General features: G+C 62.5%; 26 protein-coding genes. 15 read left to right on the forward strand and 11 right to left on the reverse strand.

Annotation, left to right across the window (positions count from 1 at the left end):
- The first annotated feature begins 14 nt into the window (after positions 1-14).
- The 4 genes from QN222_RS22935 (at position 15) to QN222_RS22950 (ending at position 3,019) form a co-directional block, all read left to right on the forward strand.
- Positions 15-812, forward strand: a complete 798-nt coding sequence (locus QN222_RS22935; RefSeq protein WP_283963447.1) for a transporter substrate-binding domain-containing protein — start codon at positions 15-17, stop codon at positions 810-812.
- A gap of 20 nt (positions 813-832) precedes the next feature.
- Positions 833-1,612, forward strand: coding sequence for an amino acid ABC transporter ATP-binding protein (locus tag QN222_RS22940; RefSeq protein WP_283963448.1), 780 nt, complete (start codon positions 833-835; stop codon positions 1,610-1,612).
- 128 nt (positions 1,613-1,740) lie between these two features.
- Positions 1,741-2,679, forward strand: a complete 939-nt coding sequence (locus tag QN222_RS22945; RefSeq protein WP_283963449.1) for a 2-hydroxyacid dehydrogenase — start codon at positions 1,741-1,743, stop codon at positions 2,677-2,679.
- A 16-nt stretch (positions 2,680-2,695) separates the two neighbouring features.
- A complete protein-coding gene (locus tag QN222_RS22950) occupies positions 2,696-3,019 on the forward strand; it encodes a hypothetical protein (RefSeq protein ID WP_283963450.1) in 324 nt (107 codons plus the stop codon).
- Between the two features lie 119 nt (positions 3,020-3,138).
- On the opposite strand, the gene QN222_RS22955 is transcribed toward QN222_RS22950, so the two are convergent.
- The 3 genes from QN222_RS22955 to QN222_RS22965 all read right to left on the reverse strand — a co-directional run bounded on the left by QN222_RS22955 (position 3,139) and on the right by QN222_RS22965 (position 6,137).
- Complete coding sequence (locus tag QN222_RS22955; protein WP_283963451.1) at positions 3,139-4,200, reverse strand: aldo/keto reductase; 1,062 nt, start codon at positions 4,198-4,200, stop codon at positions 3,139-3,141.
- A 44-nt stretch (positions 4,201-4,244) separates the two neighbouring features.
- Positions 4,245-4,904, reverse strand: a complete 660-nt coding sequence (locus tag QN222_RS22960; protein ID WP_283963452.1) for an aspartate/glutamate racemase family protein — start codon at positions 4,902-4,904, stop codon at positions 4,245-4,247.
- 141 nt (positions 4,905-5,045) lie between these two features.
- Positions 5,046-6,137, reverse strand: a complete 1,092-nt coding sequence (locus QN222_RS22965) for a LacI family DNA-binding transcriptional regulator (RefSeq protein WP_283963453.1) — start codon at positions 6,135-6,137, stop codon at positions 5,046-5,048.
- 201 nt (positions 6,138-6,338) lie between these two features.
- On the opposite strand from QN222_RS22965, the gene QN222_RS22970 reads away from it, so the two are divergent.
- The 6 genes from QN222_RS22970 to QN222_RS22995 all read left to right on the forward strand — a co-directional run bounded on the left by QN222_RS22970 (position 6,339) and on the right by QN222_RS22995 (position 12,752).
- Positions 6,339-7,370, forward strand: a complete 1,032-nt coding sequence (locus tag QN222_RS22970; RefSeq protein WP_283963454.1) for an ABC transporter permease — start codon at positions 6,339-6,341, stop codon at positions 7,368-7,370.
- Positions 7,371-7,395: 25 nt separating this feature from the next.
- Positions 7,396-8,406, forward strand: coding sequence for a substrate-binding domain-containing protein (locus QN222_RS22975; RefSeq protein WP_283963455.1), 1,011 nt, complete (start codon positions 7,396-7,398; stop codon positions 8,404-8,406).
- Between the two features lie 91 nt (positions 8,407-8,497).
- Positions 8,498-10,051 (forward strand): sugar ABC transporter ATP-binding protein, encoded by a 1,554-nt coding sequence (locus tag QN222_RS22980; protein WP_283963456.1) that lies wholly within the window; start codon positions 8,498-8,500, stop codon positions 10,049-10,051.
- Positions 10,048-11,082: an ABC transporter permease gene (locus QN222_RS22985; protein ID WP_283963457.1), complete on the forward strand. Its 1,035-nt coding sequence runs from the start codon at positions 10,048-10,050 to the stop codon at positions 11,080-11,082. The genes QN222_RS22980 and QN222_RS22985 overlap by 4 nt, the downstream gene beginning before the upstream one ends.
- A 22-nt stretch (positions 11,083-11,104) precedes the next feature.
- Positions 11,105-12,109 (forward strand): dihydroxyacetone kinase subunit DhaK, encoded by a 1,005-nt coding sequence (locus QN222_RS22990; RefSeq protein WP_283963458.1) that lies wholly within the window; start codon positions 11,105-11,107, stop codon positions 12,107-12,109.
- A gap of 1 nt (position 12,110) precedes the next feature.
- Entirely contained in the window at positions 12,111-12,752 is a 642-nt protein-coding gene (locus QN222_RS22995) for a dihydroxyacetone kinase subunit L (RefSeq protein WP_284005605.1), read from the forward strand.
- A gap of 40 nt (positions 12,753-12,792) precedes the next feature.
- Here the strand turns inward: QN222_RS22995 and QN222_RS23000 are convergent, their stop codons facing one another.
- The 4 genes from QN222_RS23000 to QN222_RS23015 form a co-directional block, all read right to left on the reverse strand.
- A complete protein-coding gene (locus tag QN222_RS23000; protein ID WP_283963460.1) occupies positions 12,793-14,355 on the reverse strand; it encodes an adenylate/guanylate cyclase domain-containing protein in 1,563 nt (520 codons plus the stop codon).
- A 19-nt stretch (positions 14,356-14,374) separates the two neighbouring features.
- Complete coding sequence (locus QN222_RS23005; RefSeq protein ID WP_283963461.1) at positions 14,375-14,740, reverse strand: response regulator; 366 nt, start codon at positions 14,738-14,740, stop codon at positions 14,375-14,377.
- Positions 14,741-14,863: 123 nt separating this feature from the next.
- The gene (locus tag QN222_RS23010; protein ID WP_284005606.1) at positions 14,864-17,620 is read right to left on the reverse strand and encodes a response regulator; all 2,757 of its coding nucleotides are present in this window, start codon (positions 17,618-17,620) and stop codon (positions 14,864-14,866) included.
- Positions 17,617-18,375, reverse strand: coding sequence for a DUF3365 domain-containing protein (locus tag QN222_RS23015; RefSeq protein WP_283962066.1), 759 nt, complete (start codon positions 18,373-18,375; stop codon positions 17,617-17,619). Before QN222_RS23015 ends, QN222_RS23010 begins: the two co-directional genes overlap by 4 nt.
- Before the next feature lie 317 nt (positions 18,376-18,692).
- On the opposite strand from QN222_RS23015, the gene QN222_RS23020 reads away from it, so the two are divergent.
- Positions 18,693-19,685, forward strand: a complete 993-nt coding sequence (locus tag QN222_RS23020) for a YihY/virulence factor BrkB family protein (RefSeq protein WP_283962067.1) — start codon at positions 18,693-18,695, stop codon at positions 19,683-19,685.
- Between the two features lie 120 nt (positions 19,686-19,805).
- On the opposite strand, the gene QN222_RS23025 is transcribed toward QN222_RS23020, so the two are convergent.
- Positions 19,806-20,234 (reverse strand): peptidylprolyl isomerase, encoded by a 429-nt coding sequence (locus QN222_RS23025; RefSeq protein WP_283962068.1) that lies wholly within the window; start codon positions 20,232-20,234, stop codon positions 19,806-19,808.
- A gap of 287 nt (positions 20,235-20,521) precedes the next feature.
- Between QN222_RS23025 and QN222_RS23030 the strand changes: the two genes are divergently transcribed.
- The 3 genes from QN222_RS23030 to QN222_RS23040 are packed head-to-tail and all read left to right on the forward strand — an operon-like array spanning position 20,522 to position 22,516.
- Positions 20,522-21,133: a nutrient deprivation-induced protein gene (locus tag QN222_RS23030; RefSeq protein WP_283962130.1), complete on the forward strand. Its 612-nt coding sequence runs from the start codon at positions 20,522-20,524 to the stop codon at positions 21,131-21,133.
- A complete protein-coding gene (locus QN222_RS23035) occupies positions 21,126-21,545 on the forward strand; it encodes a phage holin family protein (RefSeq protein WP_283962069.1) in 420 nt (139 codons plus the stop codon). The genes QN222_RS23030 and QN222_RS23035 overlap by 8 nt, the downstream gene beginning before the upstream one ends.
- Positions 21,542-22,516 carry a DUF3618 domain-containing protein gene (locus QN222_RS23040; protein ID WP_283962070.1) on the forward strand — a complete coding sequence of 325 codons (975 nt, stop codon included), beginning with the start codon at positions 21,542-21,544 and terminating at the stop codon, positions 22,514-22,516. Before QN222_RS23035 ends, QN222_RS23040 begins: the two co-directional genes overlap by 4 nt.
- 15 nt (positions 22,517-22,531) lie before the next feature.
- On the opposite strand, the gene QN222_RS23045 is transcribed toward QN222_RS23040, so the two are convergent.
- Positions 22,532-22,786: a hypothetical protein gene (locus QN222_RS23045; RefSeq protein ID WP_283962071.1), complete on the reverse strand. Its 255-nt coding sequence runs from the start codon at positions 22,784-22,786 to the stop codon at positions 22,532-22,534.
- Between the two features lie 205 nt (positions 22,787-22,991).
- Between QN222_RS23045 and QN222_RS23050 the strand changes: the two genes are divergently transcribed.
- Positions 22,992-23,867, forward strand: coding sequence for a LysR family transcriptional regulator (locus QN222_RS23050; RefSeq protein ID WP_283962072.1), 876 nt, complete (start codon positions 22,992-22,994; stop codon positions 23,865-23,867).
- Between the two features lie 233 nt (positions 23,868-24,100).
- On the opposite strand, the gene QN222_RS23055 is transcribed toward QN222_RS23050, so the two are convergent.
- Together QN222_RS23055 and QN222_RS23060 are read right to left on the reverse strand one after the other, a co-directional pair.
- On the reverse strand, positions 24,101-25,159 hold the full coding sequence (locus QN222_RS23055; RefSeq protein WP_283962073.1) for a Gfo/Idh/MocA family oxidoreductase: 1,059 nt from the start codon (positions 25,157-25,159) through the stop codon (positions 24,101-24,103).
- 12 nt (positions 25,160-25,171) lie between these two features.
- Positions 25,172-26,023, reverse strand: a complete 852-nt coding sequence (locus QN222_RS23060) for a sugar phosphate isomerase/epimerase (RefSeq protein ID WP_283962074.1) — start codon at positions 26,021-26,023, stop codon at positions 25,172-25,174.
- Positions 26,024-26,031: the final 8 nt, after the last annotated feature.

Raw genomic sequence — 26,031 nt, forward strand, 5'->3', positions numbered from 1 at the left:
AAAGGGAAGGAAGAATGAATATATCGAGACGCATGGCAATGTCAGTTGTTGGCGCTGCACTTCTTGCCGGTTTCGTGTCGCCCGCCGCAGCGCAGACCGTGGATGCGATCAAATCGGCCGGGACCGTCAAGGTTGGAATGCTGGTCGATTTTCCGCCGTTCGGAATCATGGACGCGAGCAACAACCCGGACGGCTATGACGCGGATGTCGCTAAATTGCTTGCCAAGGAGCTCGGCGTCGAGGTGACGATCGTGCCCGTGACGGGCCCGAACCGCATCCCGTACCTGCAGAGCAACCAGGTGGACCTGCTCGTCGCTTCGCTGGGCATCACCGAAGAGCGCGCCAAGAACGTCGATTTCTCGCAGCCTTACGCCGGCATCTCGATCGGCGTGTTCGGCGCCCAGGATCTGGCGATCGCAAAACCGGAGGATCTGGCCGGCAAGACGATCGGGGTCGCTCGCGCCAGCACGCAGGACACGGCGGTCACCAAGATCGCGCCGCCGGACGCCAACATCCAACGTTTCGATGACGACGCCAGTGCGGTGCAGGCGTTGCTTTCCGGCCAGGTCGAACTGATCGGCGTCTCCAACGTCGTCGCCCAGCAGATCGAGGCGGCCGCTCCCGGGCGGTTCAATCAGAAGCTCGTCTTGAACCAGCAGGTCCAGGGTATCGCCGTCCGCAAGGGATCGAGCGAGATGCTGGGCTTCGTCAACACCTTCCTCGACAAGGTCAAGGCCGACGGACAGCTCAATGCCATTCATGAGAAATGGCTTGGTTCTCCGCTGCCGGACTTCGTGACGAAAGCGAAATGAGAAAACGGGAGCCCCTCGCGATGAACATGGCAAGCGAAATCGCCTCCGCCCCCGGTCTGCGCGGGGCTTCTGATCCGGCCGTGCGCATGGAGGACGTCAACAAGTGGTATGGGTCCTTCCATGCCCTGAAAAACGTCAACCTGACCGTTGGCCGCGGCGAACGGATCGTCATTTGCGGACCTTCTGGATCCGGCAAGTCGACGATGATCCGCTGCATCAATCAGCTCGAGACCATTCATTCCGGCACGATCGTCGTAGATGGTCATGACCTGACCGCCGGCGGAAAGAATGTCGATCTGATCCGCCAGGAGACCGGCATGGTCTTCCAGCAGTTCAACCTGTTCCCCCATATGACGGTGCTCGAGAACTGCACGCTCGCTCCGATGAAAGTGCGCGGCATCACGAAGGTCGAAGCCGAGGAGACCGCCATGAAGTTTCTTCGGCGTGTACGGATTCCCGAGCAGGCGGCGAAATATCCGGCGCAGCTTTCGGGCGGGCAGCAGCAGCGCGTCGCGATCGCGCGTGCGCTGTGCATGAATCCGAAGATCATGCTTTTCGACGAGCCGACCTCCGCGCTCGATCCGGAAATGGTCAAGGAAGTGCTGGACACCATGGTCGATCTCGCGAACGAAGGCATGACCATGCTGTGCGTAACGCACGAGATGGGCTTCGCGCGAAGCGTCGCCGACCGTGTCGTCTTCATGGACCGCGGCGAGATCCTCGAAGTCGCGACCCCCGATACTTTCTTCGACGCTCCCCAGCACGAGCGCACGCGATTCTTCCTCGGCCAGATTTCCTGATGGCCCAACTGAAGCGCGCCGCCGTCACGCGAATTCGGCGCGCTTCAAATCCTTGTTTTCATGCCTGTCGTCCGTCCCAGAACCGCTGCACGCTTTTGGGCGACATCTCAGCAATTGGAGTTTAGACCGTGAAACCAGATCTATTGCTCGTAGAGCCAATGATGCCGCTCGTCATGGAGGAGCTTCACCGGGACTATACGGTTCACAGGCTCTACGAAGCCGCTGATCGGCCGGCGCTCGAGGCGGCACTCCCGTCGATCCGTGCGGTTGCGACCGGCGGCGGTACGGGCCTGTCCAACGACTGGATCGAGAAGCTTCCTTCACTGGGGATTATCGCGATCAACGGGGTCGGCACCGACAAGGTGGATCTTGCCCATGCGCGCGGCCGCAATATCGATGTGACGACGACGCCGGGCGTGCTCACGGACGATGTCGCGGATCTCGGTATCGCGCTCATGCTTGCGGTCCTGCGCCGGCTGGGCGAGGGCGACAGGCTGGTGCGCGAGGGCCGTTGGGCGGCGGGCGAACAGTTGCCGCTCGGCCATAGCCCGAAGGGCAAGCGCATCGGCGTGCTCGGCCTCGGTCAGATCGGGCGTGCATTGGCGCTCCGCGCAGAGGCATTCGGCATGTCGGTGCGCTACTGGAACCGGTCCAGGCTGACGGACGTCACGTGGGTGGCCCATGAAAGCCCGGCCGATCTCGCCCGAGACAGCGACGTCCTCGCCGTCTGCGTGGCGGCGAGTGCCGCAACGCAGAACATTGTCGACACCGCCGTGCTTGAAGCACTCGGTCCGAAGGGCATCGTGGTCAATGTCGCGCGCGGCAGCGTCGTGGACGAGGACGCCTTGATCGAAGCGCTCAGATCCGGAACGATCGCCGGTGCGGGGCTCGACGTCTTCGTCAACGAGCCCAAGATCCGCAGCGAATTCCATTCGACGCCGAATACCGTGCTCATGCCGCATCAGGGCAGTGCGACGGTCGAAACGCGGCTGGCCATGGGCAGACTCGTGCTCGCCAATCTCGCCGCCCATTTCGCCGGCCAAAAATCGCCGAACGTCGCCAACTGAAGCCGGAGAATAGAGCATGATCATTCGACAGGCCCTGTTCGAGGGCGCGATCCATCTTGGTCGGGAAGAAGCATTCCGCGCCTATGTCGCGGAGAAGCTGATGCCGCTTTGGCGGGCCTTTCCGGGCGTCCGGGAAGTCTGGGTTCTCCATGCCGTGGAGCGCGACGAAGGAGCGACGCCTTTCGCGATGATTCTTTCGACTGCCTATGACGATCGCGAGGCCCTGGCGCAGGCCCTTGAATCACCCGTGCGCTACGAGAGCCGCGAACTGACGAAGGGCCTGCTCGAGATGTTCGACGGGCACATCCACCATCACGTGTTCGAGCTTGACGGTCGCTGACGCGCCAGGGGCGCCGCAAGCCTGATGGTCGACAAGGAGCCGGCCATCAAGCGAGCCTGCCCGGACGGCAGGTTCGCTCGCAATCGTAAATCGAAATCCAAAAGCTCTCGGGCAAGGTATCAGACCAGCCCGAGATCCTCGTAGCTCGCATGCAGAGCCCAGTCGGCGGGGCAGAAGCGGTCCTTCGCGAAATTGTGCTGGTGCCAATAGGGGTAGACGTAGGGCGGGCGGCTCACCTGGTTCAGGCGCTCCAGTTCCTCTCCCGAAAGCTTGAGATCGACCGCGGCGATATTGTCCCTGAATTGCTGTTCGCTCAGTCCGCCGACAACCAGCGTTGCGATGCCCGACCGGGTCAGTGTCCAGGCGAGATTGACCTGTGCGACGCTGACGCCTCGCTCCGCGGCGATTTCCTTAAGGACATCGATGATGTTCCAAAGCCGCTCCTGATCGCGGATCGGCGGCTCCGTCCAGCCTGCGGCCTGGCGGGAGTCGGCCGGAGCCTTGTCACGGCCGAAGGCGCCCGAAAGCAATCCGGCGGCGAGCGGGCTCCAGACCATGACCCCGAGGCCTTGATCGACGGAGATGGGCAACAGCTCGTATTCCGCTTCGCGCGCCTCGAGCGTGTAGTGGATCTGCTGCGTGACAAAGCGGGGCAGGTTTTTCGTTTCGGCGACACCGAGCGCCTTCATGATGTGCCAGCCCGAATAGTTGGAGCAGCCGATGTAGCGGATCTTGCCCTGCCGCATCAGAGTGTCGAGGGCGGAGAGCATCTCCTCCGCGGGGGTAAGGCCGTCCCACTCGTGCATGAAGTAGATGTCGATATGATCGGTGTTGAGGCGCTTGAGGCTCCTCTCGCATTCACGGATGAGGTGGTAGCGCGAGACGCCTTCATCGTTCGGACCGTCGCCGATCCGCATGCGCGCCTTCGAGGAAATCAGCACGCCGTCACGCTTGCCCGCGAGCGCCTCGCCGAGGATTTCCTCCGAGCGGCCGAGCGAATACATGTTGGCGGTGTCGAAGAGGTTTACACCTCCGTCAAGGCAGACGTCGATGAGTCGTCGGGCGTCTTTTACGTCCTGGTTCGCCACTTTCGCGAACGCGCCCACGCCGCCGAAGGAGAAGGTCCCCATCGTGATGGCCGAGACTCTGAGGCCGGAGCGGCCGAGTGTCCTGTATTCCATTGTTCACTCCCATCAATGAATTCAAGCTGAAGGCGCGGGCGGTCTCAGATGGATGCCAGCTGCCTGGCGACATGGGCCATCCCAAGTTCCGGACTGGTCAGGAAGGGCACCGGTGGTTCATCAGCCCGGTCGGCAAGCGCCGCGGCCATCGAAGCCTGGGCAAGCACGACGAGATCGACGGTTTCCGCCACCGACCGGTAGCCTTCCATCACCCGCGCGTCATGCCCCTCGCGATCCCCGGCGCTGAGCCGCTCGAACGCGCCCTCGCACAACACGGGCACGATCGTGCAGTCCTTTCCCGCGGCCCTTGCGCAGTCCTGCAGCAGCGCGCTTGTCGGGACCAGCGTCGTGGGTAGCGTCGCCAGCACGCCGATGCGCCGGGCGCGTTCCACAGCCTCGACGGCCATGCCCTGATCGATGCGGAAAAGCGGGACGGACGAGAGCGGTCGAATGAGGTCGACGGCACCGCCAAGCGTCGAACAGGTGACGACGACCGCATCCGCACCGGCCTCGGCGGCGGAGAACACATAAGTGCCAAGCCGCTGGATCGTCTGCTGCGAGAGCACGCCGTCACGCACGGTGTTGGCGAGCAGGCTTTCATCGACGATGTTGAAGCTCGTCCAGGCAGGCAGGGACCGCGTGACAAGCGGCCGAAACCTGGCCACGAGATCAGGCACCGTGTGTATCAGGGCCAGCGATGGCATCGCAAGTTCCTCCCATGGCAGGCTGAAAAAGCTACAGCGCCGCGTCTAATCGGACGCGCAAAGGACGCTGTAACACTTTGAATTGCTGCATGTTTCTGTCCTTGGATCGGCTGCGATTCAAGGAAACATGCAGTAGGCGCTTCAATCTGCCGGCAGCTTCGCGGCCGTGGTCTTGCCCGACCGTCGTCCCGTCGGCTGCTTTTCTCCGCGCGAGTCGCTGGCGCGGACGACAAGGTCTGCACCCACCAGAATCTTCACCGAGGGCTGCAGCTCGGAAGCATTGATCAGGTCGTCCAGAACGGTCACGGCAAGGTAGCCGATCTTGCGTTTTGAAACCTCGATCGTCGTCAACGACGGTTCCATCGTCGCGCTTTGCGGCAGGTTGTCGAAGCCGATGACGGAGACGTCATCCGGGATGCGGATGCCGAACTCCTTGAGCGCTCGTATGAAGCCGTAGGCGATGATGTCGTTGGTGCAGAAATAGCATTCGGCGAGTTCTATGCCGGATTGCAGGAGCGCGCGTGTATCGGCGTAAGCGCCGTCATAGGTCGACTCCACCGAGATGACGTCTTCCTCACGCGGCTTCAGGCCGAGACGCGCCATGTTCTTGAAGAAGGCGTCCCGCCGCAGCCTGAAGTTCGTGGTGTCGACATGGCTCGCCACGAAGCCGATGCGTCTGAAACCTTGTCGCTGGAATCGCGACAGCACCTTGTAGACGGCGTCCTCATTGTTCATGTCGACGAAGTTGGCGTCGATGACGTCGTAGAACGTATCGATGAAAACCGTCGGCAGGCCCAGGCCCTGTATCAGGCGTATATCGGCCTCGGTAAGCTCCGTGCCCAATGCGATGACGCCGCTGATCGGGGCACCGGCCAGCGACTCCGCGACGGAGCTGATGGGCTGGCCTTCGAAACTGACGACCTCCAGTGTGTAGTTCCGGCGCGTCGCCTCCGCCGACATGCCGTCGATGTAGTCGGAAATGAAGACGCTGTGATCGCGGTTAACCGTATGGCCGTGTTTCGCAATCTTCAGGAACCGTAAAGTTTCGCCCGGCTCGGAAGTGCTCTTGGTGGCGCGCGGCACGTAGTTCAGGTTGGCCACCGCCTCGAGCACGCGCGCTCGCGTGACGCCCGAAATGTCTCCTTTTCCGTTCAGGACGAGGGAAACCGTAGCAGGCGAAACGCCTGCCGCGTCCGCGATATCCCGGATCGTCAGAGTCTTCTTTTCCTTCATGCGCGCCTGTCCGGATCCCTATTTTTATGCTGCGGAGGCGAAGGCGTTTAGTAAACAGATCTCCGGCCTGATTTGGAGGGGTAAGGCAAAAAACGCACTTCCGCAACCGAAATCCATTGAAAATCAGCTTGCAGAAGGTAATCGGCTTTGATAACCAGTTTAGTAAAGCTTGCTATCGTTTACTAAACATGGGAGGAGACCATGCAAAAGACTGGCGGGCAGCTGGTCATGCTCGTTGCCATCAATTGCCTGCTGCTGGTCCTTGGCGCTGCCATATCGGGCGGCTCCTTCCTTTCGCTGTTCAATCTCCAGTCGATGGCGAGCCAGCTGCCGGAAATCGGCCTCCTGGCCATTGGCGTCATGCTCGCCATGTGCGCCGGCAATGGCGGCATCGACCTCTCGGGCATTGCGCTTGCGAACCTCTCCGGCGTGCTCTCCGCGGTGATCGTCTCCTCGTTCCTGTCGAGCACCGACAGCGAGACGGCTTTCAGCCTGGCCTTCATTGCGGGCGCCTTGGCGATCGGCTTCCTCGGTGGCCTGACCAACGGTCTGCTGATCTCAAAGCTCAACATTACGCCGATTCTTTGCACGCTCGGCACGCAGATGGCCTTCATGGGGCTCGCCGTCGTCGTCTCCGGCGGCAAGGCCGTGATGGTAGGCAGTCCCGCGCTGCTTTCCAGCATCGGCAACGACATGTTCCTGGAAGTGCCGATCAGTTTCCTGATCTTCGTCGTCGTGGCGGGATTGATCGCCGCCGCCTTGAAGTTCACGCCCTATGGGCTCTGGCTGATGTTGATGGGTACCAACCCGAAGGCAGCGCTCTACGCAGGCTTTCCGAAGAATGGCGTGCTGATGGCCACCTATGCAATCAGCGGCACGCTTTCGGGATTGGCGGGCGCCATCATCGCTGCGCGCAACGTCAACGTGAAGTTCGACTACGGCAGCTCGTATCTGCTGATCGCGATCCTGATCGCAGTCATGGCCGGCGTGAAGCCCGAAGGCGGCTACGGGCGCGTGATCTGCGTCGTCCTCAGCGCCGTGGCGCTTCAGCTGATGTCCAGCCTGCTCAACTTCGGCGGCTTGTCCAACTTCGTGCGTGATTTCGCCTGGGGGCTGTTGCTGCTGACCTTCCTGGCCGTCGGCCGCTACGACCTGACCGGCTTTCTGTTTCCTGGCAATCGCCAGCCCGTTTCTTTGGCGCCGCGCCCTCACGCGCCGAAGCGAGACAACTGAGGGAAGCTTTGTTGTGGAGGAAAACATGAAAGCATTATCGAAGAAGATGCTGGCCGGCACTGCCGTAGCGGCAGCTATGCTCGCCGGTTCCGCAGGCGCCCTCGTCGCGCAGGAAAAGCCGGTCATTGCAACCGTCGTCAAGATCAGCGGCATTCCGTGGTTCGACCGCATGAACACCGGTGTGGACGCCTTCGCCGAGGCCAATCCGGACGTGGACGCGAGCCAGAGCGGCCCGGCAACCGCCGATTCCGCCCAGCAGCTCCAGATCATCCAGGACCTCGTCGCCAAGGGCGTCAATGCGCTTGCCGTCGTTCCGATGGATCCGGCTGTCCTCGAAGGCACCTTCAAGCGGGCGATGGAGCGCGGCATCGTCGTCGTGACGCATGAAGCGGACAACCAGACGAACACCAATGCGGATGTCGAGGCGTTCGACAACGCCGATTACGGCGCTGCGCTCAACGAGCGTTTGGCCGAGTGCATGGGCAAGGAAGGCAAGTGGACGACCTTCGTCGGCTCGCTCGGCAGCCGGACCCACATGCAGTGGGTTGGCGCCGGCGAAGAGAACGCCAAGAAGTACGCTGGCATGGAACTCGTGGACCCCAACAACGAATCCTTCGACGACGCCAACGGCACCTATGAGAAGGCCAAGGAGATCCTGCGCAAGCACCCGGATATCAAGGGCTTCCAGACCTCCGCCGGCAACGACGTCCTCGGCGTCGGCCGCGCAATCGACGAAGCCGGCCTGACGGGCAAGGTTTGCCTCGTCGGTACCGGTCTGCCGAACCCCTCCGCCGATCTGCTCGAGTCCGGCGCGATCACCGCCATCGGCTTCTGGGATCCGCAAAAGGCCGGCATGGCAATGAACGCGGTTGCCAAGCTCCTGCTCGCGAAGAAAGAGGTCACCAACGGCCTGGATCTCGGCGTCGAGGGCTACAACAAGGTCACGGTGAAGAAGGGCGCGGGCGAGGGCCTGCTGATCGTCGGCAACGGCATGGTTCTCGCCGACAAGGCCACCTACAAAGAGCATCTTTTCTGATCGCTCCCAAGCCGTCCGGGGACCTGCAAAGGTCCCCGGCCGTTAACCGCCGCACTGACTGCGGCGTCGGCAATTCACGAAGGATCGCGACGTGTTGGCAAGAGCAACGAGCGAGCAAGGCTTAGGCCGGTTTCTAGAACTCCGGAACATCCAGAAATGGTTTGGCGGAGTGCACGCCCTGCGCGGCATCGACCTCACCCTGCAGCTTGGCGAGGCCTATCACCTTTTGGGCGAAAACGGCTGCGGCAAGAGCACGGTCATCAAGATCATGTCCGGGGCGCTTGAGCCGAGCGCCGGGGAGATCGTGCTGGACGGCCGGACCTTCACTGCCCTCACCCCGATCCAGTCGCTCGCCGCAGGGATCGAGACCGTATACCAGGATCTCTCACTTCTTCCGAACCTGACCGTCGCCGAAAATGTCGCTCTGAACGAACAACTCGTCGGTGCCAATGGCCGCCTGGCACGACTCTTTGACCGGTCACGTCTCAGGCAGACTGCCGAGAGGGCGCTCGTCACCGTCGGTTTGCCGACGGATCGCACATTCCTCAACACGACCGTTTCCGACCTTCCGCTTGCGGCGCGCCAGCTCGTGGCGATCGCGCGCGCCATCGCTACCCGCGCCAAGCTTGTGATCATGGACGAGCCCACCACGTCGCTCACCCGACGCGAGGTCGACAATTTGATCCGCGTGGTGGAACGGCTGCGCTCGGAAAATGTCGCGGTGCTCTTCGTCACCCACAAGCTCGACGAGTGCTACCGCATCGGCGGCCACGCCATCGTGTTTCGCGACGGGCAATGCGTCGCGCAGGGTCCCATTGAGAATTACAGCAAGAAGCAGCTTGCCGAGCTGATGACGGGACGCGTCATCGACTCCGAGCGCTACCGGACCGGCAAGCCGATGGCTGCGGAGCTTCTGAACGTCAGCCGGCTGATGGCCGCCGGCGTCGAGGAAGTCAGCTTTGGCGTGCGGCAGGGCGAGATCCTCGGCATCACGGGGCTGGCGGACTCCGGCCGCAACGAGCTTGCGATGGCGATTGCCGGCGTCGAGCCGGCCGGTTCCGGCACGATCACCCTCGAGGGGCGCGACGTATCCATAAGACGTCCTGCCGACGCCATTGCGAATGGCATCGGCTACGTCCCCGAGGATCGCCTTGCCGAAGGTTTGTTTCTCGACAAGTCCATTTTCGAGAACGAGATCGCGCTGATCATCACCAAACTCAGCAATGCGCTCGGCGTCGTCGACAAGGAAGAAGGCCGCACCATCGCTGCCCGCCTTTCCGAGGAGATGCGCCTCAATACCAAAGATCTCGATCTTCCGGTCGGTGCCCTTTCCGGCGGTAACCAGCAGCGCGTGCTGATCGGCCGCTGGCTCAGCATCGCACCGAAGCTGCTCGTCCTCCATGGTCCGACGGTCGGTGTGGACGTCGGCTCCAAGGATACGATCTATCGCGCCATCCAGTCACTCGCCGAGGCCGGCATGGGCTTGATAATCGTCAGCGACGACCTGCCGGAGTTGCTCCAGAACGCTGACCGCATCCTCGTCATGAACAACGGACGCGTCGTCGCCGAGTTCGACGCGGAGCAGGCGACCGAGGACCAGCTCTATAGGGCAATGCTGACTTCGAAGATGGAGACCGTTCAATGAGTGCTTCACGGATCGAGGAGCTTCAGGAGAGCACCTCTGAGACCCGGTCCTTCAGCCTGGGGGACCTGATCCGCAGGCGGCCGGAAACGATCACGCTCATGCTTTTGGTAGCGATCTGCGTCATCGTTACGGCAATCAATCCCGGTTTCCTCCAGCCTTCGACGCTGATCGACATCGGTCGCGCGAGCGTCGTGATGGGCCTGTTCGCCCTCGGCGTCTTCATCATCCTGGCGGCCGGTGGCATCGACGTCTCGTTCACGGCGATCGCGGCCTTCACGATGTACTCGCTGACGGTGCTGGTGCTCAACCACTTTCCCGCCACGCCGATTGTCGTCATTCTGGTTGCCGCCATCCTGGGCGGCACGCTTCTCGGCGTTATTAACGGCCTGCTGGTGTACCATTTGAAGGTGCCATCGCTGATCGTGACGATCGGCACCCAGTACCTGTTCCGCGGTTTCCTGCTCTCTTTCATCGGCACGGTATGGATCATGTCGCTGCCGCCGCAGATGGGTGCGTTCGGCCGCATGCCGCTCTTTCAGTTCGAGTCCGCGAACGGTGCCGTGGTCACGCTGCCCTTCTATTTCCTGATCCTGCCGATTGCCGCCCTGGTGACCTGGTGGATCCTGAACCGCACGCTGATGGGCCGCGCGATTTTTGCCGTCGGCGGGAACGCCAACATCGCCAGCCGCCTCGGCTACAATCTGCGCACCGTCCAGATCTTCCTGTTCGGTTACGCCGGGGCGTTGGCGGGACTTGCTGGCATCATCCACGTCTGTGCCAACCGGCAGGCCAATCCCTTCGACCTGGTCGGGACCGAGATCAACGTGATCGCAGCCGTCGTCCTCGGCGGTGCAAGGATCACCGGCGGTACGGGCACCGTGCTCGGCACCCTTCTCGGCGTACTTCTGATCGTCGTCATCAACAGCGTGCTCGTGATGGTGGGAATTCCCAGCACCTGGCAGCGGCTTGTCGTGGGCATTTTCATCCTGCTCGCCGCCGCCTTCTTCGTCACCCGTCAGCGCAAGAAATAAGTCCCTATCCAGAGAGGAATCCATGAAGAAGTTTCTGAACGACCCGGTCAATTTCGTCGACGAGATGCTGGAAGGCATCTATGGCGCGCACAAGGAACTGACCTATGTCGCCGATGACAAGCGCTGCATGGTGACGGCGAAGCCCAAGGCCGGCAAGGTCGGGATTGCGACCGGCGGCGGCTCCGGCCATCTGCCGCTCTTCCTCGGCTATGTGGGGGATGGCATGCTCGATGGCGCGGCCGTCGGCGGCGTCTTCCAGTCGCCGAGCGCCGAGCAGATGTACCAGGTCACCAAGCAGATCGACCAAGGCGCCGGCGTCCTCTTTATCTACGGCAACTACAGCGGCGACATCATCAATTTCGACATGGCAGCCGAGCTTGCCGATCTCGATGGCATCCAGGTGAAGCAGGTGGTCGGCAACGACGACGTGGCTTCTTCCGTAGTGGGCGAGGAGCACAAGCGCCGCGGCGTCGCCGGAATCTTCTTCGTCTACAAGGCGGCCGGCGCGGCTGCGGCCGAGGGCCTGTCTCTCGATGAAGTGACCAGGATTGCCGACAAGGCGCGGTCGCGGACCCGTACGATGGGCGTCGCGCTGTCGAGCTGCGTCGTACCGGAGATCGGGCACGCCACCTTCTCGATCGGCGAGGACGAAATGGAAATCGGCATGGGCATCCATGGCGAGCCCGGCATCAGCCGCAAGAAGCTGGCGCCGGCCGACAAGGTCATCGACGAGATGATGGAGCGCATCTTCGCCGAAACGGATTACAAGCAAGACGACAATGTCGCCGTGCTCGTCAACGGCCTCGGCGGCACGCCGCTGGAAGAGCTTTACATTCTGTTCCGTCGTGTTGCGCAGCTTCTGGATCAACGCGGCGTCAAGGCAAAGCACGTTTGGGTCGGCGAATTCGCCACCTCGATGGAAATGGCTGGAGCCTCGGTTTCGGTGCTGCATCTCGACGAGGAGCTCGACCGGCTCGTTGCTGCGCCTGCCAACACCCCGTTCTTCAAGCACTGCATCCTGAGGTGAGATGATGGACGCGATAAAGGCTTCCGACCTGATCCGGCTTTTCGAGACCTGGCAGTCGCTTTTTGCCGAACAGCGCGACTTCCTCATCTCGCTCGATGGCAAGGTCGGCGACAGTGACCTCGGCATCACCATGAGCAAGGCGTTTGCTGCGGCCGCCGAGGTGGTCGCGGCCGAGGGCGAGGGGGCGGGCATCTCCAAACTCCTGCGGACGGCAGGGGCGACGATGGCGCGGACTGCGCCGTCGACGATGGGGACGCTGACGGCGACCGGTTTCCTGCGTGCGAGCAAAGCGACCGAAGGCGCCGACGTATTGGGGACCGGCGAAGCGGCCGCGTTCTGGCGGGCATTCCGTGACGGCGTCGCCGAGCGCGGCAAGGCGAAGCTGGGCGACAAGACGCTGCTCGACGTATTGGATCCGATCGCCGTTGCGCTCGAGACGGCGGCGGGCTCCGGCGAGCCGCTCGCCAAGGCGCTCGCGGCGGCATCGGATGCCGCGGAGCGCGCTCTTGAAGCCACCAAATCGATGCTTGCGCAACATGGCAAGGCAGCCGCCTTCCAGGAGAAAACCATCGGCCTTCAGGATGCAGGCGCCACGGTCGGCTATTTCCTGGTCAGGAGCATGGCCGAGTTCGCCGACAGTTGAGCGGTCGCCCCGCGCCCGCAAGGGCGCGGGCGGGAACCCCTCATTGCACGAGGTAGGTTTCGACAGCGCCGATGCCTCGCAGATCCAAGGCGCAGCGCGGCTCGAGCGTCCATTGGCCTCGAAGGGAGCGCCGGGTCGCCTCGGAGATCTGTATGCCGTCGGCAACTCCCTGGGACTCGAGGCGGCTCGCGATGTTCACGGTTTCTCCCCAGACGTCGTAGACAAAACGGAGGCGGCCGATCAGCCCGGCGACAACCGGTCCTGAATGGATTCCTATCCGGACCCGAAAGCGGTCGCGCTCGGGAGCCATGTCCCTCAATGATTCGAGCATGGACTTCGCGAGAGCCACGAGCCTGTCGGCGTGATCCGCTGCGGGTTCCGGGATCCCGCATGCGGCCATGTAGGCGTCGCCGATGGTCTTGATCTTCTCCACCCCGTGCTGTTCCGTCAGGACGTCAAAGCGGCTGAACATGCCGTCCAACCGGCTGACGAGATCGGACGGTGGCAGCCTTGTCGCGATGGCGGAGAAGCCCACGATATCCGCAAAGAGAATGGAAACCTCTTCGAAGCGGTCTGCGATGATCCCTTCGCCCTCCTGCAATCGGGTGACGATCTGGTCGGGCAGGATCGCATGAATGAGCGTATCGGCTCGCCGCTTCTCTGTTTCTATCTGCTGAAGATAGCGGTGCTCGCGGTCGAGCCAGCGCTTCTTCTCCAGCGTCGAGTTGATGCGTGCGCGCAGCAAGACCGGATTGAACGGCTTCGTCAGATAGTCGTCGGCTCCGGCCTCTATGCATCGGGCGACCGCCGCGACTTCGCTCAGGCCCGATATCATGATCACCGGGACGTGCCGCCATCGGACCTCCGACTTCAGCCGCGAGAGCATTTCTATGCCGTTCATGTCGGGCATCAGTATATCGAGCAGAATAAGATCGAACTCGTCCTCGGCCAATCGTGCGAGCGCTGACAGTCCGGATTCGGCGGTGACGACGCGATGACCCTCGCGCCGCAGCCTGCGGGATAGGAGATCACGATTGCTGGCGACGTCGTCAACGACGAGAATTCTGCCACCCTGGTCCGGCCATGCGGCATGCTCGGTCGTGAACAGGAGCCGTTCAAGCCCGGCCGCGTCGATTTCGGCCTTCTCGCCCGACTGGAGCGTCTCGATCGCTTCGCCGCGCGAAAGGCCCGCAATGGCATCGACCTGTTTCAAAAGCTCGGCCGCCGCCGCCAGTATGACGCCGAGGTCCTCCTTCAGCGGGTGCTCGTGCGAATCCCTTGCGTCTTCAAGGAGCATTTCCGAATAGCCGATGATGGCGTTGAGCGGCGTGCGCAGATCATGGCGGAGCCTTGCCTCCGCCTCGGCTTCCGGGATCTCCGCAGAGCAGGCCGTGCCGTCGAGCAGGTGATCGACCAGACCGTTCAGTTGCCTGGCGGCAGTGCCGATCCGCTCCAGGTCGGGCTGCATGTGGGGCAGGCCGAGATCCCGCGCCTGCTCGATGAGCAGCTCCTGAAAACCCGAAATCGCCCGAGCGGGGCCGGCCAACTTCTGGGCCACATGCGCCGCGATCGCCTGGCGCTGGAATTCGTTCCCGATACTCATCTTGCGGACGCCGTTCAATCTATGTCGCGAGCAACTGCTCGATTTTCCGCACCAGCTGCGGCAGGTCGACAGGCTTGCTGTCATAGTCGTCGCAGCCAGCCTCGAGCGCCATGTCGCGGTCGCTCGCCATTGCATGCGCAGTAAGCGCGATGACTGGTATTCCCGACGTCACCGGATTGGCCTTGATCCGCCGGGTCGCCTCCCAGCCGTCCATTATGGGCAGGCTCATGTCCATGAGAATGAGGTCGGGCTTTTCCGACGCGGCAAGCTCGACGCCCGCCTTGCCGTTTTCGGCGATCAGGACGTCGAAGCCGCGACGAGACAATCGTCGCGAAAGCATGTCGCGGTTCATTTCATTGTCTTCCACCAGAAGGATTCTCGTCATTTCCGGTTTCCTCCGGCCTGCTGCATGTTCGCTTGAATCGGAGCCGATCTAACGATGAAAGCGTGCAGCGATTCCAAGTGCTGCAGCACCGCGCGTCGGAAATGACGCGCGGTGCTGCAGGCTTCAGCCCTCGGCAACGGCGTTACCGACTGTTTCCTGCCTTGCTATCTGGCGCTCGAGTGCCTTGACCAACTGGGACCTGCTGTTTGCGCCCTTGTTTACCACCGCGACCGCTCGATCGCGCAGCCATATCAATTCGTTCGAAGAGAGGTCCTTCGACGTGACCACCACGACCGGGATGTTCTGCAGCTCCGGAGTCCTCTGCATCTCGCTCAGCGTTTGGAATCCGTCCATCTCCGGCATCAGAAGATCGAGCAGGACGAGGCGCGGCTGCAGCCGCTTCATCATTTCCAGGCCGCGAATACCGTCACCTGCCTCGTGGACAGTCCAGTTCCTCTTCACCAGAATGCGCCGGAGAAAGTCGCGTGAAGCCTGGTCGTCGTCGATGACCAGCACGTCGCGGTTGCCGCCGCCGTGCGCCTCGATCGTCCGGATCAGCTTGTCGGTGTCGATCGGCTTCGTCAGATATTCGACTGCGCCGAGCGAGAGGCCGAGTTCGCGATCCGCCAGGATCGTCGCCAGGATCACAGGGATCGTGCATAGTTCCGGATCGCTCTTCAACGTGCGCAGCACCGACCAGCCGTCCTGATGGGGCATGATGATGTCGAGGATGATCGCGGCCGGCCTATGCTTTCGAGCGGCGGCTATTCCTTCCGCCCCGCTTGCCGCCTCGATCGAGGCGAGCCCCGCCTCGGCGAGCGCCTTTGCGATCAGGGTTCTCGCAGCCGGTTCGTCGTCAATGATGAGGGCGGTGCGACCCGGCTGCAAAGTCGGCGCCGGCTCGGCCGTTCGAGGCTCCTCGGCTTCTCGCCCGCACTGCGCCGGCACCTCCATCGTGAAGACAGAGCCTTTCCCGACTTCGCTTTCGACGGTGACGATACCGCCGATCATGTGACTGAAGCTGCGGGTGATACTCAGGCCCAGCCCGGTGCCGCCGTAGTTGCGGGTGGTGGAGGCATCGGCCTGCGTGAAGGCGTTGAAGAGCCGTTCCCGCTGCTCCGGCGTCATGCCGATCCCCGTATCGGATACCTTGAATACCAGCCAGTCGCCGTCGGCGCGCCCCTCGCGCCGGACCGAGAGCGTGACCCGGCCGCCATTGGTGAATTTCGCCGCGTTGCTGAGCAGGTTGAAAAGATTCTGGCGCAGCTTGGTCTGGTCGGAGTGCATCTGCCCAAGATCGGCCCCAAGGTCTTCTATGAAATCGTTCCGGTTCCTCGCCATCAGCGGTGCGACGGTGGCGGCGACGTCGCGGAGCAATTCGGCCACGTCGAAAGTCTCGAGGAAAACCTCCATCTTGTTCGCCTCGATCTTCGACAGGTCAAGGATGTCGTTGATGAGCGAGAGAAGGTGCCGGCCGGCAGACGCAATTTTCTCGAGGTCCGGGACAAGCTCGCGGTCCTCGTGGTCGCGTGCCTCTTCGATCAGCATTTCGCTGTAGCCGATGATTGCGTTCAGCGGCGTGCGCAGCTCGTGGCTCATGGAGGCGAGAAAACGGCTCTTGGCCTCGTTTGCCGATTCCGCATGGCTCTTCGCCCGCTCGAGCTCGACTTGCCTCTGCTTGAGTTCGGTGATGTCGGTATAGACCGCGACGGTCCCGCCATCGGGGATCTTGCGCTTGCTGATGCGGACCCATTTATCACCGAACCGCTTCTCGTCGACCAGGCCAGCGGGATCCCTGTGGAGGCGCAGCCGCTCCGCGATCCACTCCTCCGGCGATTTGCCTTCGAGGTCTACTTGCCCTCTTTCCAGGTTCTGCTCCACGATTTCGCGGAAGCTCTTGCCACGAAGCGCTGACGGCTTATGGCTCGGGAAGATTTCGCAATATTTGCTGTTGGCGACCAGGATTCGGTCATCCGGATCGTAGAGGACGAACCCGTCGGAAATCACCTCGAGCGCCGCGGAGATCGTCCGCCTCTGCCGTTCTGCCTCGTCCTCGAGCTTCTCCTTTTCGATCGCGCCTTCTCGGAAAAGCGAAAGCGTCTTCGCCATCGCTCCAAAATCGTCGCCGCCCTCCTGGGGTATCTCGACGTCATAGCGTCCTTCCGTCAGCTCGCCGACAACACGACTGAGGCGCCGGAGCGGACCGACGATCGAGCGCAGGACAAGAAGAGTAAGAAGCGAGCCGACCAGAACCACGACGCCGACGAGGACGGCGGCTGCCGTTGCGGTCTTCTGCGTTTGCGCGACGACCTCGTTGCGGGCGGCATCGGCATCGGCTCTTACCTGCTCGACGAGCCTGTTGAGATCCGCGTCGACGTTGCCGCTGTGGGTGCGCGCCTTTGCCAGGAAGGCGTTGCCGACGATGCGGTTGTCCTGAGTATAGCTATCCGTTGCCTGGAGCGCCGTCTCGACATAGGCGTTGACCTCCGTGCGGATTTTCTCGACCGCGTCGGGCGAGTGCTCCGCAAGACGCTGCAACTGAACCTGCAGGCGTTCACGGGCCTCGTCGGCGTTGCGTTGCGAGTTCATCAGCAGGCTGACCGAGAGGTCGGTCAGCCAGTATCTGAGGTCTCCGAAGGCGACGTGCGCCGCAGCCGCCGAATCGGCGCGATCGAACAGTTCCCTTGTCTCGGCCATCTGCTCGGCGCTGCGGTAGAGCGCCTGGGTGAGAAAAACCGATGAGAGGATCAAACTGATCAGGCCGGCGGCGGTCAGCGCCGCGACGCGGGCCGAGATCGGCAGATTGGCAAGCCGGCTGGCGAGGCTCCTGGCCGGCGCCGGGGCAGCCTCGATCGACCGCTGCTGCCCCAACGCGCTCATTTGAACAAGACGATGCTGATGGCACCGCCCAGGTCACCTGCTTTCCCGCCCTCCTTCGGGTAGCCGGTGACGTCGATCTCGCCCTTCGGCGAACCGTGACAGGAAAGACAGGACTCCGTGTAGTATTCCGGCAGCAGCATCCGGAAGGCAGGGCGGCCGTTTACCTTCGTCACTTCGGTATGGGCCTCACTCTTCGGCTTCTGCGGGTCGGAGAGGATTTCAGTGATGACCTGGGTCTCCCAGGCATCGGGAAGCGACTTGCGGTTACGCACCAGGACTTCCGGCGCGGTTACGCGAACCAGTGCCTCGTTTCCCACCTTGGCGGCGAATTTCTCGTTCATCAGGCGCGCAAAAACGGCCGGCACAAAACCCTTGAACCCGATGCCGGGACGGTTGATGTCGTCCTGCTCTTCGTCGACGACCTCACGCATGGCCTCGACTTGCGCCTGCAGCAGTTTGCGGTCGCGTTCGGCGAGATCGTCGGTGATCAGCGGATGGCCGGTGCGCTTGGCATAGAGCGCAATCGCCTCTGCCGTGAAACGGTCGCCATCGAGATGCTTGTCGCCGACGGCCGGATCATTGATGAGCGACTGATAATTCGAAAGGACGCTCCGGGCCGCCCTCAGCAAGTCGGCGAGCCGCTCCCCGGTCGCCACATCGGCGGCCTCTTGAGCCGCCACCGAAGACGACAAGAGCAGACACCCGCACAAGACGGTGAAAATGCGGTTTCGCGCCAAAGCTACAAGGGCTTCCATTGTCTTTCCCCCCCCGAGAGGAAGCGCAAGTGGGAAAGATAGCACAGCAAGACCGCTGGAAGGAGTCATCTATGGAACATGCTGGCCGTTGAAGTGGGCGAAGGGACGAGCGTGCGGGTGGACTTGTTTCAGCGGGGCTGCGAGGAGCAGGTCCGGGGCGCCCTATTGGGATCTCGAATCCTGCGCGATCGAGGCAGCGTGCGATGCGCTGGGGCAAATGCATGCAGGATGGCGAAGTGTCGGAACAAGCGATTTTCTCCGGAGTTGCTTATGCATGCGGCGAGAGGAAGCTCCTCTCATCCATCGGCGGACAATCCATGGGTACGAACGAAATCGATGTTGCCGAAAGGCTGGCGGCCGCGGAGCCGGGGAGGGGGCGGGATGCTGCTGCGCCGCGGGAAATACCTGCGAAGGGGCTGCGGGATGTCTTCTGGCGCGTGGTATCCGAAATCTCCGAGGAGCGAATCGTCCTGATCGCGGCCGGGGTGAGTTTCTATCTTCTGCTGGCGCTGTTTCCTGCACTGGCAGCCCTGGTCTCGATCTACGGGCTTGTCGCGGATCCATCAGCAATCGGCACCCACATGGGCGTGCTGGAAGCGTTGCTGCCGCCCGGGTCCTACGACCTGATCGCGGATCAGTTGCAGACGCTGACGACGCAGAAAACGTCCACGCTCGGCCTCAGCTTCCTGGTGAGCCTGCTGGTTTCCCTGTGGAGCGCCGCCAATGGCATGGCAGCGCTCTTCGACGCGATGAATGTCGCATATGGAGAAAGGGAAAAGAGGGGCATCCTGTCGAGAACCCTGCTGTGTCTTGTGTTTACCTTTGCAGCGCTGCTGTTCGCTGTCGCCCTGATCGTGGCGATCGGCGTCGTGCCGGCCGTGCTTGCCTATTTGTGGCTCGATCGTTGGGTGGAAGTTTTGACCAAGATGGCCAGATGGCCGGCTATTCTGCTGCTCGCGACGATCGGCACGGTCCTCATCTATCGCTTTGGGCCGAGCCGGGAACGCGCGAAACTCAGATGGCTGAACTGGGGCGCTGTATTCAGCACATTGTTATGGCTCGCTGCCTCCGCGATCTTTTCTTTCTATCTGGAACACTTCGCCAACTACAACGCCACATACGGCGCTCTCGGCGCCCTTGCCGGGCTCATGATGTGGGTCTGGATCTCGGTGATCATCCTCATCGTGGGTGCACTCATTAATGCCGAACTCGAGCACCAGACGGCGGTGGACTCCACGACAGGAAAGCCGCTGCCAATGGGCCAACGCGGCGCTTGCGTGGCCGACACGCTCGGGAAAGCCGTCGATTGACGGATATCGCACGCCAGCCTTGGGCCGCGGCACGAATGCCCCGGCCGCCTGCGGGAGGCATCGATGCCCGGTATTCCTCCCGCGTTCGTTTTACCTGACCGGCCTCGACAAAAGCGGCACCTACGTGTTGACGACTTCCACGACGGTGACGTCGAAAACCAGATCCTCTCCGGCGAGCGGATGGTTGGAGTCCACTGTCACCTGGTCGTCCTCAACGCTGGTAACGGTGAACGCCAACTGACGGCCGTCCGCGGTGGTTGCTTGGAGCCTGGTCCCGATCTCGACCCCGTCGGGAACCACGGAACGCGGCACCGTCTGCACCTGGGCGTCATCGTGAGGGCCGTAAGCTTGCTCGGCGGGAATGGCTACCGTGCTCGTTTCGCCGATGGTCATGCCGCTGATCTCGCGGTCGAGGCCGGGAATGATCTGGCCTGCGCCCACCTCGATTTCGAGCGGCTCCCGACCCTGCGAGGATTCGACTGCAGTGCCGTCTGCCAGCTTGGCAGTGTAGTGAATGCGAACGACATCGCCGTTTTTGACTTCGGTCATATCTGCCTCTCGATGGATGTTGGAGTGATGATTGCGGTCGCTTGGCGAAAGGGCCGACCGCGGCGCGACATGCCGGTCTCTGCCGGCATCGGTACATGCGAGAACTAGGGCGCTGACGGCGAATGTAAACCGCGGGTCGATGCGCTTGCCTTCCCGGCCGCGTGGCAACGGCAGCAGCAACACAAGCAATTGCTTCGCAATTGGAACCGCCAGGGAACAAGGCTGCAAGTGGCTCGTTTGATTGCAAATATGTGATCGATCCCGAATACGGGATGGGAGGAGCCAAAATGAACAATGAACCAAGTGGCCGGGCGTCCGGCGATCCATTGCGGGTGCCTGCAACGACCCCGCAAGGTGTCGACGATGCCCATGGCGCGCAGTCCAGTGGAATTGAGGAGGGCGCGACAGATCGCAACCTGCAACAGGCGGTGCGTGAAGATCTGAACGACGTCCGGAAGTTTGCCGATGAGCAGGCGGAACAAGCCCGGGAAGCTGCAAGCCGCGCCGCCGAGCGTGAGAAGAACGTCGCAGCACGCCAACTGAGCGGCGTCGCAATGGCCCTTGAGAAAGTCGGCTCCGAGCTTCAGCAGTCGGATCAACAGGCGCTTGGCCGCTACGCGCAACAAATCGGCACCTCGCTTCACGGCTTGGCACGCGACATCGAGGGTCGCGACCTCGGCGAAGTTGCGGGCATGGCCGAAGACTTCGGCCGAAAGCAGCCGCTCGCCTTTCTCGGGATCGCGGCGATTGCCGGCCTGGCCGCCAGCCGGTTTCTGACCGCCTCGGCCCAGCGGCGCCCTCGCCGAACCGTTTCCCAACCGTCCTCCGCAGCAGAGCCAGAAAGTGGCCGGCCAAATGCAGGCGGGTGGAATTTTGAGGAGGAACAGTACAATGGCTAACCATCGGGATGATCGCCCCCTATCGGAACTGATGACCGGTTTGGTGGCGGATATATCCGGGCTTTTCCGCAAGGAAATCGATCTGGCAAAGACCGAGGCGTCCGAGACGTTGAACCGGGCGACAGGTGGCCTCGAGACGCTTCTTGTCGGCTTGATCTTCGCGATCGGCGCTATTGGCGTGCTGTTGAGCGCGGTGGTCCAGGGGCTGGCCGCGTATTTCGCGACGCGAGGCATCACCGAACCGAATGCCGAAGCATTGTCCGCGGCCGTCGTCGGCGTCGTCGTGGGGTTGCTCTCCTGGGCAATGATTTCGCGCGGCCTGTCGACGATGAAAGGCAGCAGCCTCAAACTCGACAGGACGACAGCCTCCCTGCAGCGCGACGTGGACGTGTTTAAGGAGCAAGTGCGATGAACGAATCCCTCCACACACATTCGTCTGCAGAGCTGCAGCGAGAGATCGAGGCTGATCGCCAACGGATTGAAGAAAAGCTCCACGCCATCCAGGAACGCATGTCCCCGGGGCAGCTGATGGATGAAATGCTCGAATATGCCAAGACGAGCGGCGGAGCCGAATACCTCAGCAATCTCGGTGTCGCGCTCAAGGCAAATCCGATCCCCGTCGCCTTGATGGGCGTAAGCCTCGCCTGGCTGCTCGCCAATCCGGGGTCTCGCGCGCCCGGATTAAAGGATGACGACGACGGCGCGGACGACTATCCGCTCGCGACCGTGACGGGCTCCATAAGGCGCGTCGGACCTGTGGAGGCGAGCTTCGGCGAGCGCTACAGCCACTTCACGGATGAAAGCGGCAGTCGCTTCAGGGCCTTGACGGACACGGCCGATCGTCGGGCGGGCCACTTCGTCGACCCGAACGGCAATGTTTATCGCGGCTTCGCCGACGCAACGGGGAAGCAGATCGAAGACATACGCAACGAGGCCGGTGCCTTGTTTGACGAGGCTTCCGGTTGGGCATCCAGCAAATGGCGGCAGATGAGTGCCACTGCCGGTCGCCTGTCGGGCTCCCTTGCGGACACCGGCAAGTCCCTCGCCGGCCGTGCGCAAGATACCGGCCGATCGCTGCAGGAGGAGGGCGCACATCTCAATGCGGCTATCCTCAAGCATTTCCGCGACCAGCCGCTGGTCGGCGGCGCACTCGCCTTCGCGGTCGGTGCGGCGATAGGGGCCGCGCTGCCCCATACCGACACCGAGGACGAGGCCATGGGTGAGGCCGCTGACGACGTGCGCAGTAATCTGGCGGCGCGGACGAATGCGGCAGTCGGCGACGCGATCGAGACAGGGCAGGAGGTCCTGGAAAAGACCGGCGATGCCATGCTTGAAGCGCACGACGCCGCCCGGGAGCGGTTACGCGAATCGTCCCGGGAATGACGTCCTGCTTTCATTTCAGGGGCTGCAATTGCTGATCGACCGGTTGGCCGGATGACCGCAGGGCTGAGGGTGTCTCGCGCGGCTCGCCGCGCCGAGCAGGCCCTTGTGATCGGCTTGCGAACGACGCGCCGCCGAGGTCTCGATCCATTTCACCAGCCAGCCGAACCCCTCCCATTCGGCACCGTCCAGTGGATCGGCAAAGGCGTCGCTTCTCTTTTTGCGCTGTTGGCCTACCAGTTCCCTATATAGGATCGTCCATTGAAGTAGCATCTCGTTGCTCCGGGCTGCTACAGCGCCGCGCGTCTTGCCAGACGCGCCAAGGACGCCGTAGCACTTTGAATTTGCTGCATGTTTCCTTAGGTGGGCTACGATTTAAGGAAACGTGCAGTAGCGTTGCCCGAAGGTGGTCCGTGAGGCAGTGCAACGGTAGAGGCAGAAACGAAAGCCATCTTTCATGGATGAAAGTCGAGCTGGCATGAAAGTCGAAAACTGGGAAGATCTTCGTCTCTTTCTGCACGTCGCCGAACAAGGCGGGCTTGCGGGTGCTGCCGAGAAGACCGGCATCAGCGCGCCGACCATCGGGCGACGGATGCTGGCGCTGGAACGTGCCACGGGACGAGCGCTGTTCGTCAGGGCGCGGACGGGATACGAGCTCGCACCGGACGGGCAGATATTGCTGGACCACGTGAGGGCGATGCACCTGGCAGCGCAGGACATCGCCGATTGGCATGAGACGGTGCACTCGATGCCGATCGTACGGCTTCTCTCGGACAACACGCTGTCGTGCTTCACGGCAACAAGCCTTCGGCACCTTTGGACGCCGCACGATGCCTTTCGCGTTTGCTTCAAGACGACCGAGGCGGCGATCGACCTGACACACCGCGACGTTGATATCGGGCTCACCGCGGAGCGGCCGCAGTTGGGCAATGTCGCGGTCCGGCGTTCCGTTGCCGTCGCCTACGCGCCTTACTGCGCCCAAGGCTTCGACCACCGGCGCCATTGCAACTGGGTCTCGCTCGGTACCGACGTCGCCAACCAGCCCTGGAAGCGGTGGGCGTTCGAACGGCCGGGCCGGCACATCACGAACTGGGTAAATTCACCGCGGATGATGTTCGATCTGGTGAAGGCGGGAGCGGGCATCGGCGTCATGCCGTGTTTCATCGGCGATAGCGATCCAGGTTTCGTCCGGGCGGGGCCGGTGATCGATGAACTCGGCCATGATCTGTGGATCGTACTGCATGGCGACGAACGGGGTCGCCAAGCCGTGCGCACGGTCGCAGACCGGCTTTCGGCGCTGCTCACAGCGAATGCCTCGCTTTTTTCAGGATCGAATGGCCGCGATCCGCTTTGAATGGCAGCTAGTGCATGTTTCCTTAAATCCTAGCCCTATTAAGGGACAAAAACATGCAGCAATTCAAAGTGCTACAGCGTTCTTTGCGCGTCTTATAAGACGCGCGGCGCTGTAGGCTCGCCGGCCGAGCCACCCCTCCCGCGAAAAGGCCAGTTGCCGGCGGCAACCCAAGGCGGCCGCAGAGGCATTGTGGTCGGACATCGAACTGGTCAGCGCCGGGGAGCGGGACGGTCTCAGAAATGCCGCCCGACCTCGGCGAAGAGGTCAAGGTCGGCGAGTGAATCCTCGAGGTCGGTTTTTGGGCGTGTCCCTTGCGTCACGCAGTCGTGGAAGGCGCCGAGCTCCACCCGGAAGGCATCCTCGTAAAACGGTCCGATGATCTCGGTGCCGGTTTCGGTGTCGGTGGAACTGGTGATTTCGAGCCGGGTCGGCAGGTTGCGGATATAGGGCGTGTCGTAGCTGATCTTGTATTGGCGGTTCTGGGTCAGCACCTCGATGCCTGAATCGAAGCGGGCGACGTCGTGGATCACCGCCTCGTAGACCGCGGTGAAGTGACCGTAGTCGAAGAGCACCACAAGCGATTCCCCGCCCGATTGCCGCGCCGCCGCCACGCATTTCGGCTGGCCGAGGAGCTCGCGCATGGCGGAAAAGCTGTGCGAGGACAATCCGGTCAACACCTGATAGGCGCGCACTGCATGATCAGGGCGATCCGCGCCCATCACGTCGCGCAGAAGGGCCTGCGTCCGCGTGCGACCTTCCGTGATGACGGCAGCGGACACGTCCGTGGCACGAACGATATGGCGCGTCTGGTCGACGAAGAAGCGCGATTCACGGATCAGGTCGCGGATGCGGACATGACGGATCTCCTCGGTCGGAGGCATGCGCTTTTTGAGTTCCAGAAACGGCCGGGCGTAACGGCGCATGTAGCCGACGAAGACGGTCTTCGGGTTGTTTCTGTTGCGGTCGATGAGCGGCAGAAGTTCGCGACGCGTGAGGCAGACGGGTTTTTCGATGAAGACGTGCTTGTCCGCTTCGATCGCCTTGGAGAGAAGCTCCGAATGCAGGTAGTCCGGTGCGAGGATGAACACCGCATCGATCTCCGGTGCCGCGAGCATTTCCTCGACACGGGTGGTGCGAAGACGAGCGTCGTAGCGGGCGCCCATCGCCTCGACCAGCATCGGCGAGACGTCGCAGACGCCGGCGATCCGGAAGCCGGGGTGATCCGCGAGAAGGGGAAGATGCATGAGCTGGGCGACCTCGCCCAGACCGATCAGGCCGACAGAAATCTGCATCGGCGACTGCTCCTAGATAAGAGGTTTCAGGAATTCGGCGTTGCGCTTTGCAAGCTGGACGGGGCTCTCGCTCATGACCTCGAAATAGTCCTGTTCGACAACCACGGGGCCGGCGAAGCGGCGCTCCTTGAGCATCCGCACCACCGCGGCGATATCGACCACGCCGTCCGGGAGTGGGCACATGGCGCCCGCCTCGAAGGCTTCACGCACGGTCAGGTCTCCGGCGAGCATGCGCCCGCGTACGCTGGCGTCGACATTCTTCAGGTGCATTGAGCCGATGCGATCCCAGACCTTGCCCATGTAGGCGAGCGGGTCCTGATTCCAGAAGGCGTGATGACCGGTATCGAAGCACAGCTCGATTTCCGTATCCTGCAGCAGGCGGTCGATCTGCTCTTCGAACTCCACCGCCGTTGCCACGTGCGGATGGAAGGCGAGGGCGATATCGAACTTTTCCCTGAGCAGCGCCTGGGCATCGTGCAGCATGGCTGTCATCGCCCGCCACTGCGCGTCGTCCAGCCGGCCGACCGCATGCGGCGGATAGGCGTTGCCCTCGTCCATGAGCGTGAGGTAGCGGGCGCCAAGGGCATGAAGCAGCTTGCCGATCTTCTCCGCATCCGCAAGCAGCTGCGGGCCGCTCAGTGGATCCGAGAAGGTGTGCACGTGTACCGTGCCGACGAGTTCGAGGCCCCGGCCGGCCAGCGCGTCCTGCAAAGCCGCCGGATCGGTGGGCAGAAAGCCGTAGGGGCCGAGTTCGGTACCCCGGTAGCCGGCTGCCGCGACCTCGTCGAGATATTGCCCGGCGCTTACACGCGGATTGTCGGGGTAGAAGATACCCCAGGAACACGGGGCGTTGGACAGGAGCATTCGGGCTC

This window comes from Sinorhizobium sp. 6-70 (genome assembly GCF_030124375.1).
Classification (GTDB): domain Bacteria; phylum Pseudomonadota; class Alphaproteobacteria; order Rhizobiales; family Rhizobiaceae; genus Sinorhizobium.

Excerpts from the sequence above, each read along its gene's own strand:
- QN222_RS23010 (WP_284005606.1), bottom strand. The coding sequence starts at position 17,620 with ATGAGCGCGTTGGGGCAGCAGCGGTCGATCGAGGCTGCCCCGGCGCCG.
- QN222_RS23000 (WP_283963460.1), bottom strand. The coding sequence starts at position 14,355 with ATGAGTATCGGGAACGAATTCCAGCGCCAGGCGATCGCGGCGCATGTG.
- QN222_RS22935 (WP_283963447.1), top strand. The coding sequence starts at position 15 with ATGAATATATCGAGACGCATGGCAATGTCAGTTGTTGGCGCTGCACTT.
- QN222_RS22985 (WP_283963457.1), top strand. The coding sequence starts at position 10,048 with ATGAGTGCTTCACGGATCGAGGAGCTTCAGGAGAGCACCTCTGAGACC.
- QN222_RS23030 (WP_283962130.1), top strand. The coding sequence starts at position 20,522 with ATGAACAATGAACCAAGTGGCCGGGCGTCCGGCGATCCATTGCGGGTG.
- QN222_RS23060 (WP_283962074.1), bottom strand. The coding sequence starts at position 26,023 with ATGCTCCTGTCCAACGCCCCGTGTTCCTGGGGTATCTTCTACCCCGAC.
- QN222_RS23020 (WP_283962067.1), top strand. The coding sequence starts at position 18,693 with ATGGGTACGAACGAAATCGATGTTGCCGAAAGGCTGGCGGCCGCGGAG.
- QN222_RS23040 (WP_283962070.1), top strand. The coding sequence starts at position 21,542 with ATGAACGAATCCCTCCACACACATTCGTCTGCAGAGCTGCAGCGAGAG.
- QN222_RS23045 (WP_283962071.1), bottom strand. The coding sequence starts at position 22,786 with ATGCTACTTCAATGGACGATCCTATATAGGGAACTGGTAGGCCAACAG.
- QN222_RS22965 (WP_283963453.1), bottom strand. The coding sequence starts at position 6,137 with ATGAAGGAAAAGAAGACTCTGACGATCCGGGATATCGCGGACGCGGCA.
- QN222_RS22955 (WP_283963451.1), bottom strand. The coding sequence starts at position 4,200 with ATGGAATACAGGACACTCGGCCGCTCCGGCCTCAGAGTCTCGGCCATC.
- QN222_RS22990 (WP_283963458.1), top strand. The coding sequence starts at position 11,105 with ATGAAGAAGTTTCTGAACGACCCGGTCAATTTCGTCGACGAGATGCTG.
- QN222_RS23005 (WP_283963461.1), bottom strand. The coding sequence starts at position 14,740 with ATGACGAGAATCCTTCTGGTGGAAGACAATGAAATGAACCGCGACATG.
- QN222_RS23035 (WP_283962069.1), top strand. The coding sequence starts at position 21,126 with ATGGCTAACCATCGGGATGATCGCCCCCTATCGGAACTGATGACCGGT.
- QN222_RS22970 (WP_283963454.1), top strand. The coding sequence starts at position 6,339 with ATGCAAAAGACTGGCGGGCAGCTGGTCATGCTCGTTGCCATCAATTGC.
- QN222_RS23025 (WP_283962068.1), bottom strand. The coding sequence starts at position 20,234 with ATGACCGAAGTCAAAAACGGCGATGTCGTTCGCATTCACTACACTGCC.
- QN222_RS22975 (WP_283963455.1), top strand. The coding sequence starts at position 7,396 with ATGAAAGCATTATCGAAGAAGATGCTGGCCGGCACTGCCGTAGCGGCA.
- QN222_RS23015 (WP_283962066.1), bottom strand. The coding sequence starts at position 18,375 with ATGGAAGCCCTTGTAGCTTTGGCGCGAAACCGCATTTTCACCGTCTTG.
- QN222_RS22995 (WP_284005605.1), top strand. The coding sequence starts at position 12,111 with ATGATGGACGCGATAAAGGCTTCCGACCTGATCCGGCTTTTCGAGACC.
- QN222_RS22950 (WP_283963450.1), top strand. The coding sequence starts at position 2,696 with ATGATCATTCGACAGGCCCTGTTCGAGGGCGCGATCCATCTTGGTCGG.
- QN222_RS23050 (WP_283962072.1), top strand. The coding sequence starts at position 22,992 with ATGAAAGTCGAAAACTGGGAAGATCTTCGTCTCTTTCTGCACGTCGCC.
- QN222_RS23055 (WP_283962073.1), bottom strand. The coding sequence starts at position 25,159 with ATGCAGATTTCTGTCGGCCTGATCGGTCTGGGCGAGGTCGCCCAGCTC.
- QN222_RS22940 (WP_283963448.1), top strand. The coding sequence starts at position 833 with ATGAACATGGCAAGCGAAATCGCCTCCGCCCCCGGTCTGCGCGGGGCT.
- QN222_RS22960 (WP_283963452.1), bottom strand. The coding sequence starts at position 4,904 with ATGCCATCGCTGGCCCTGATACACACGGTGCCTGATCTCGTGGCCAGG.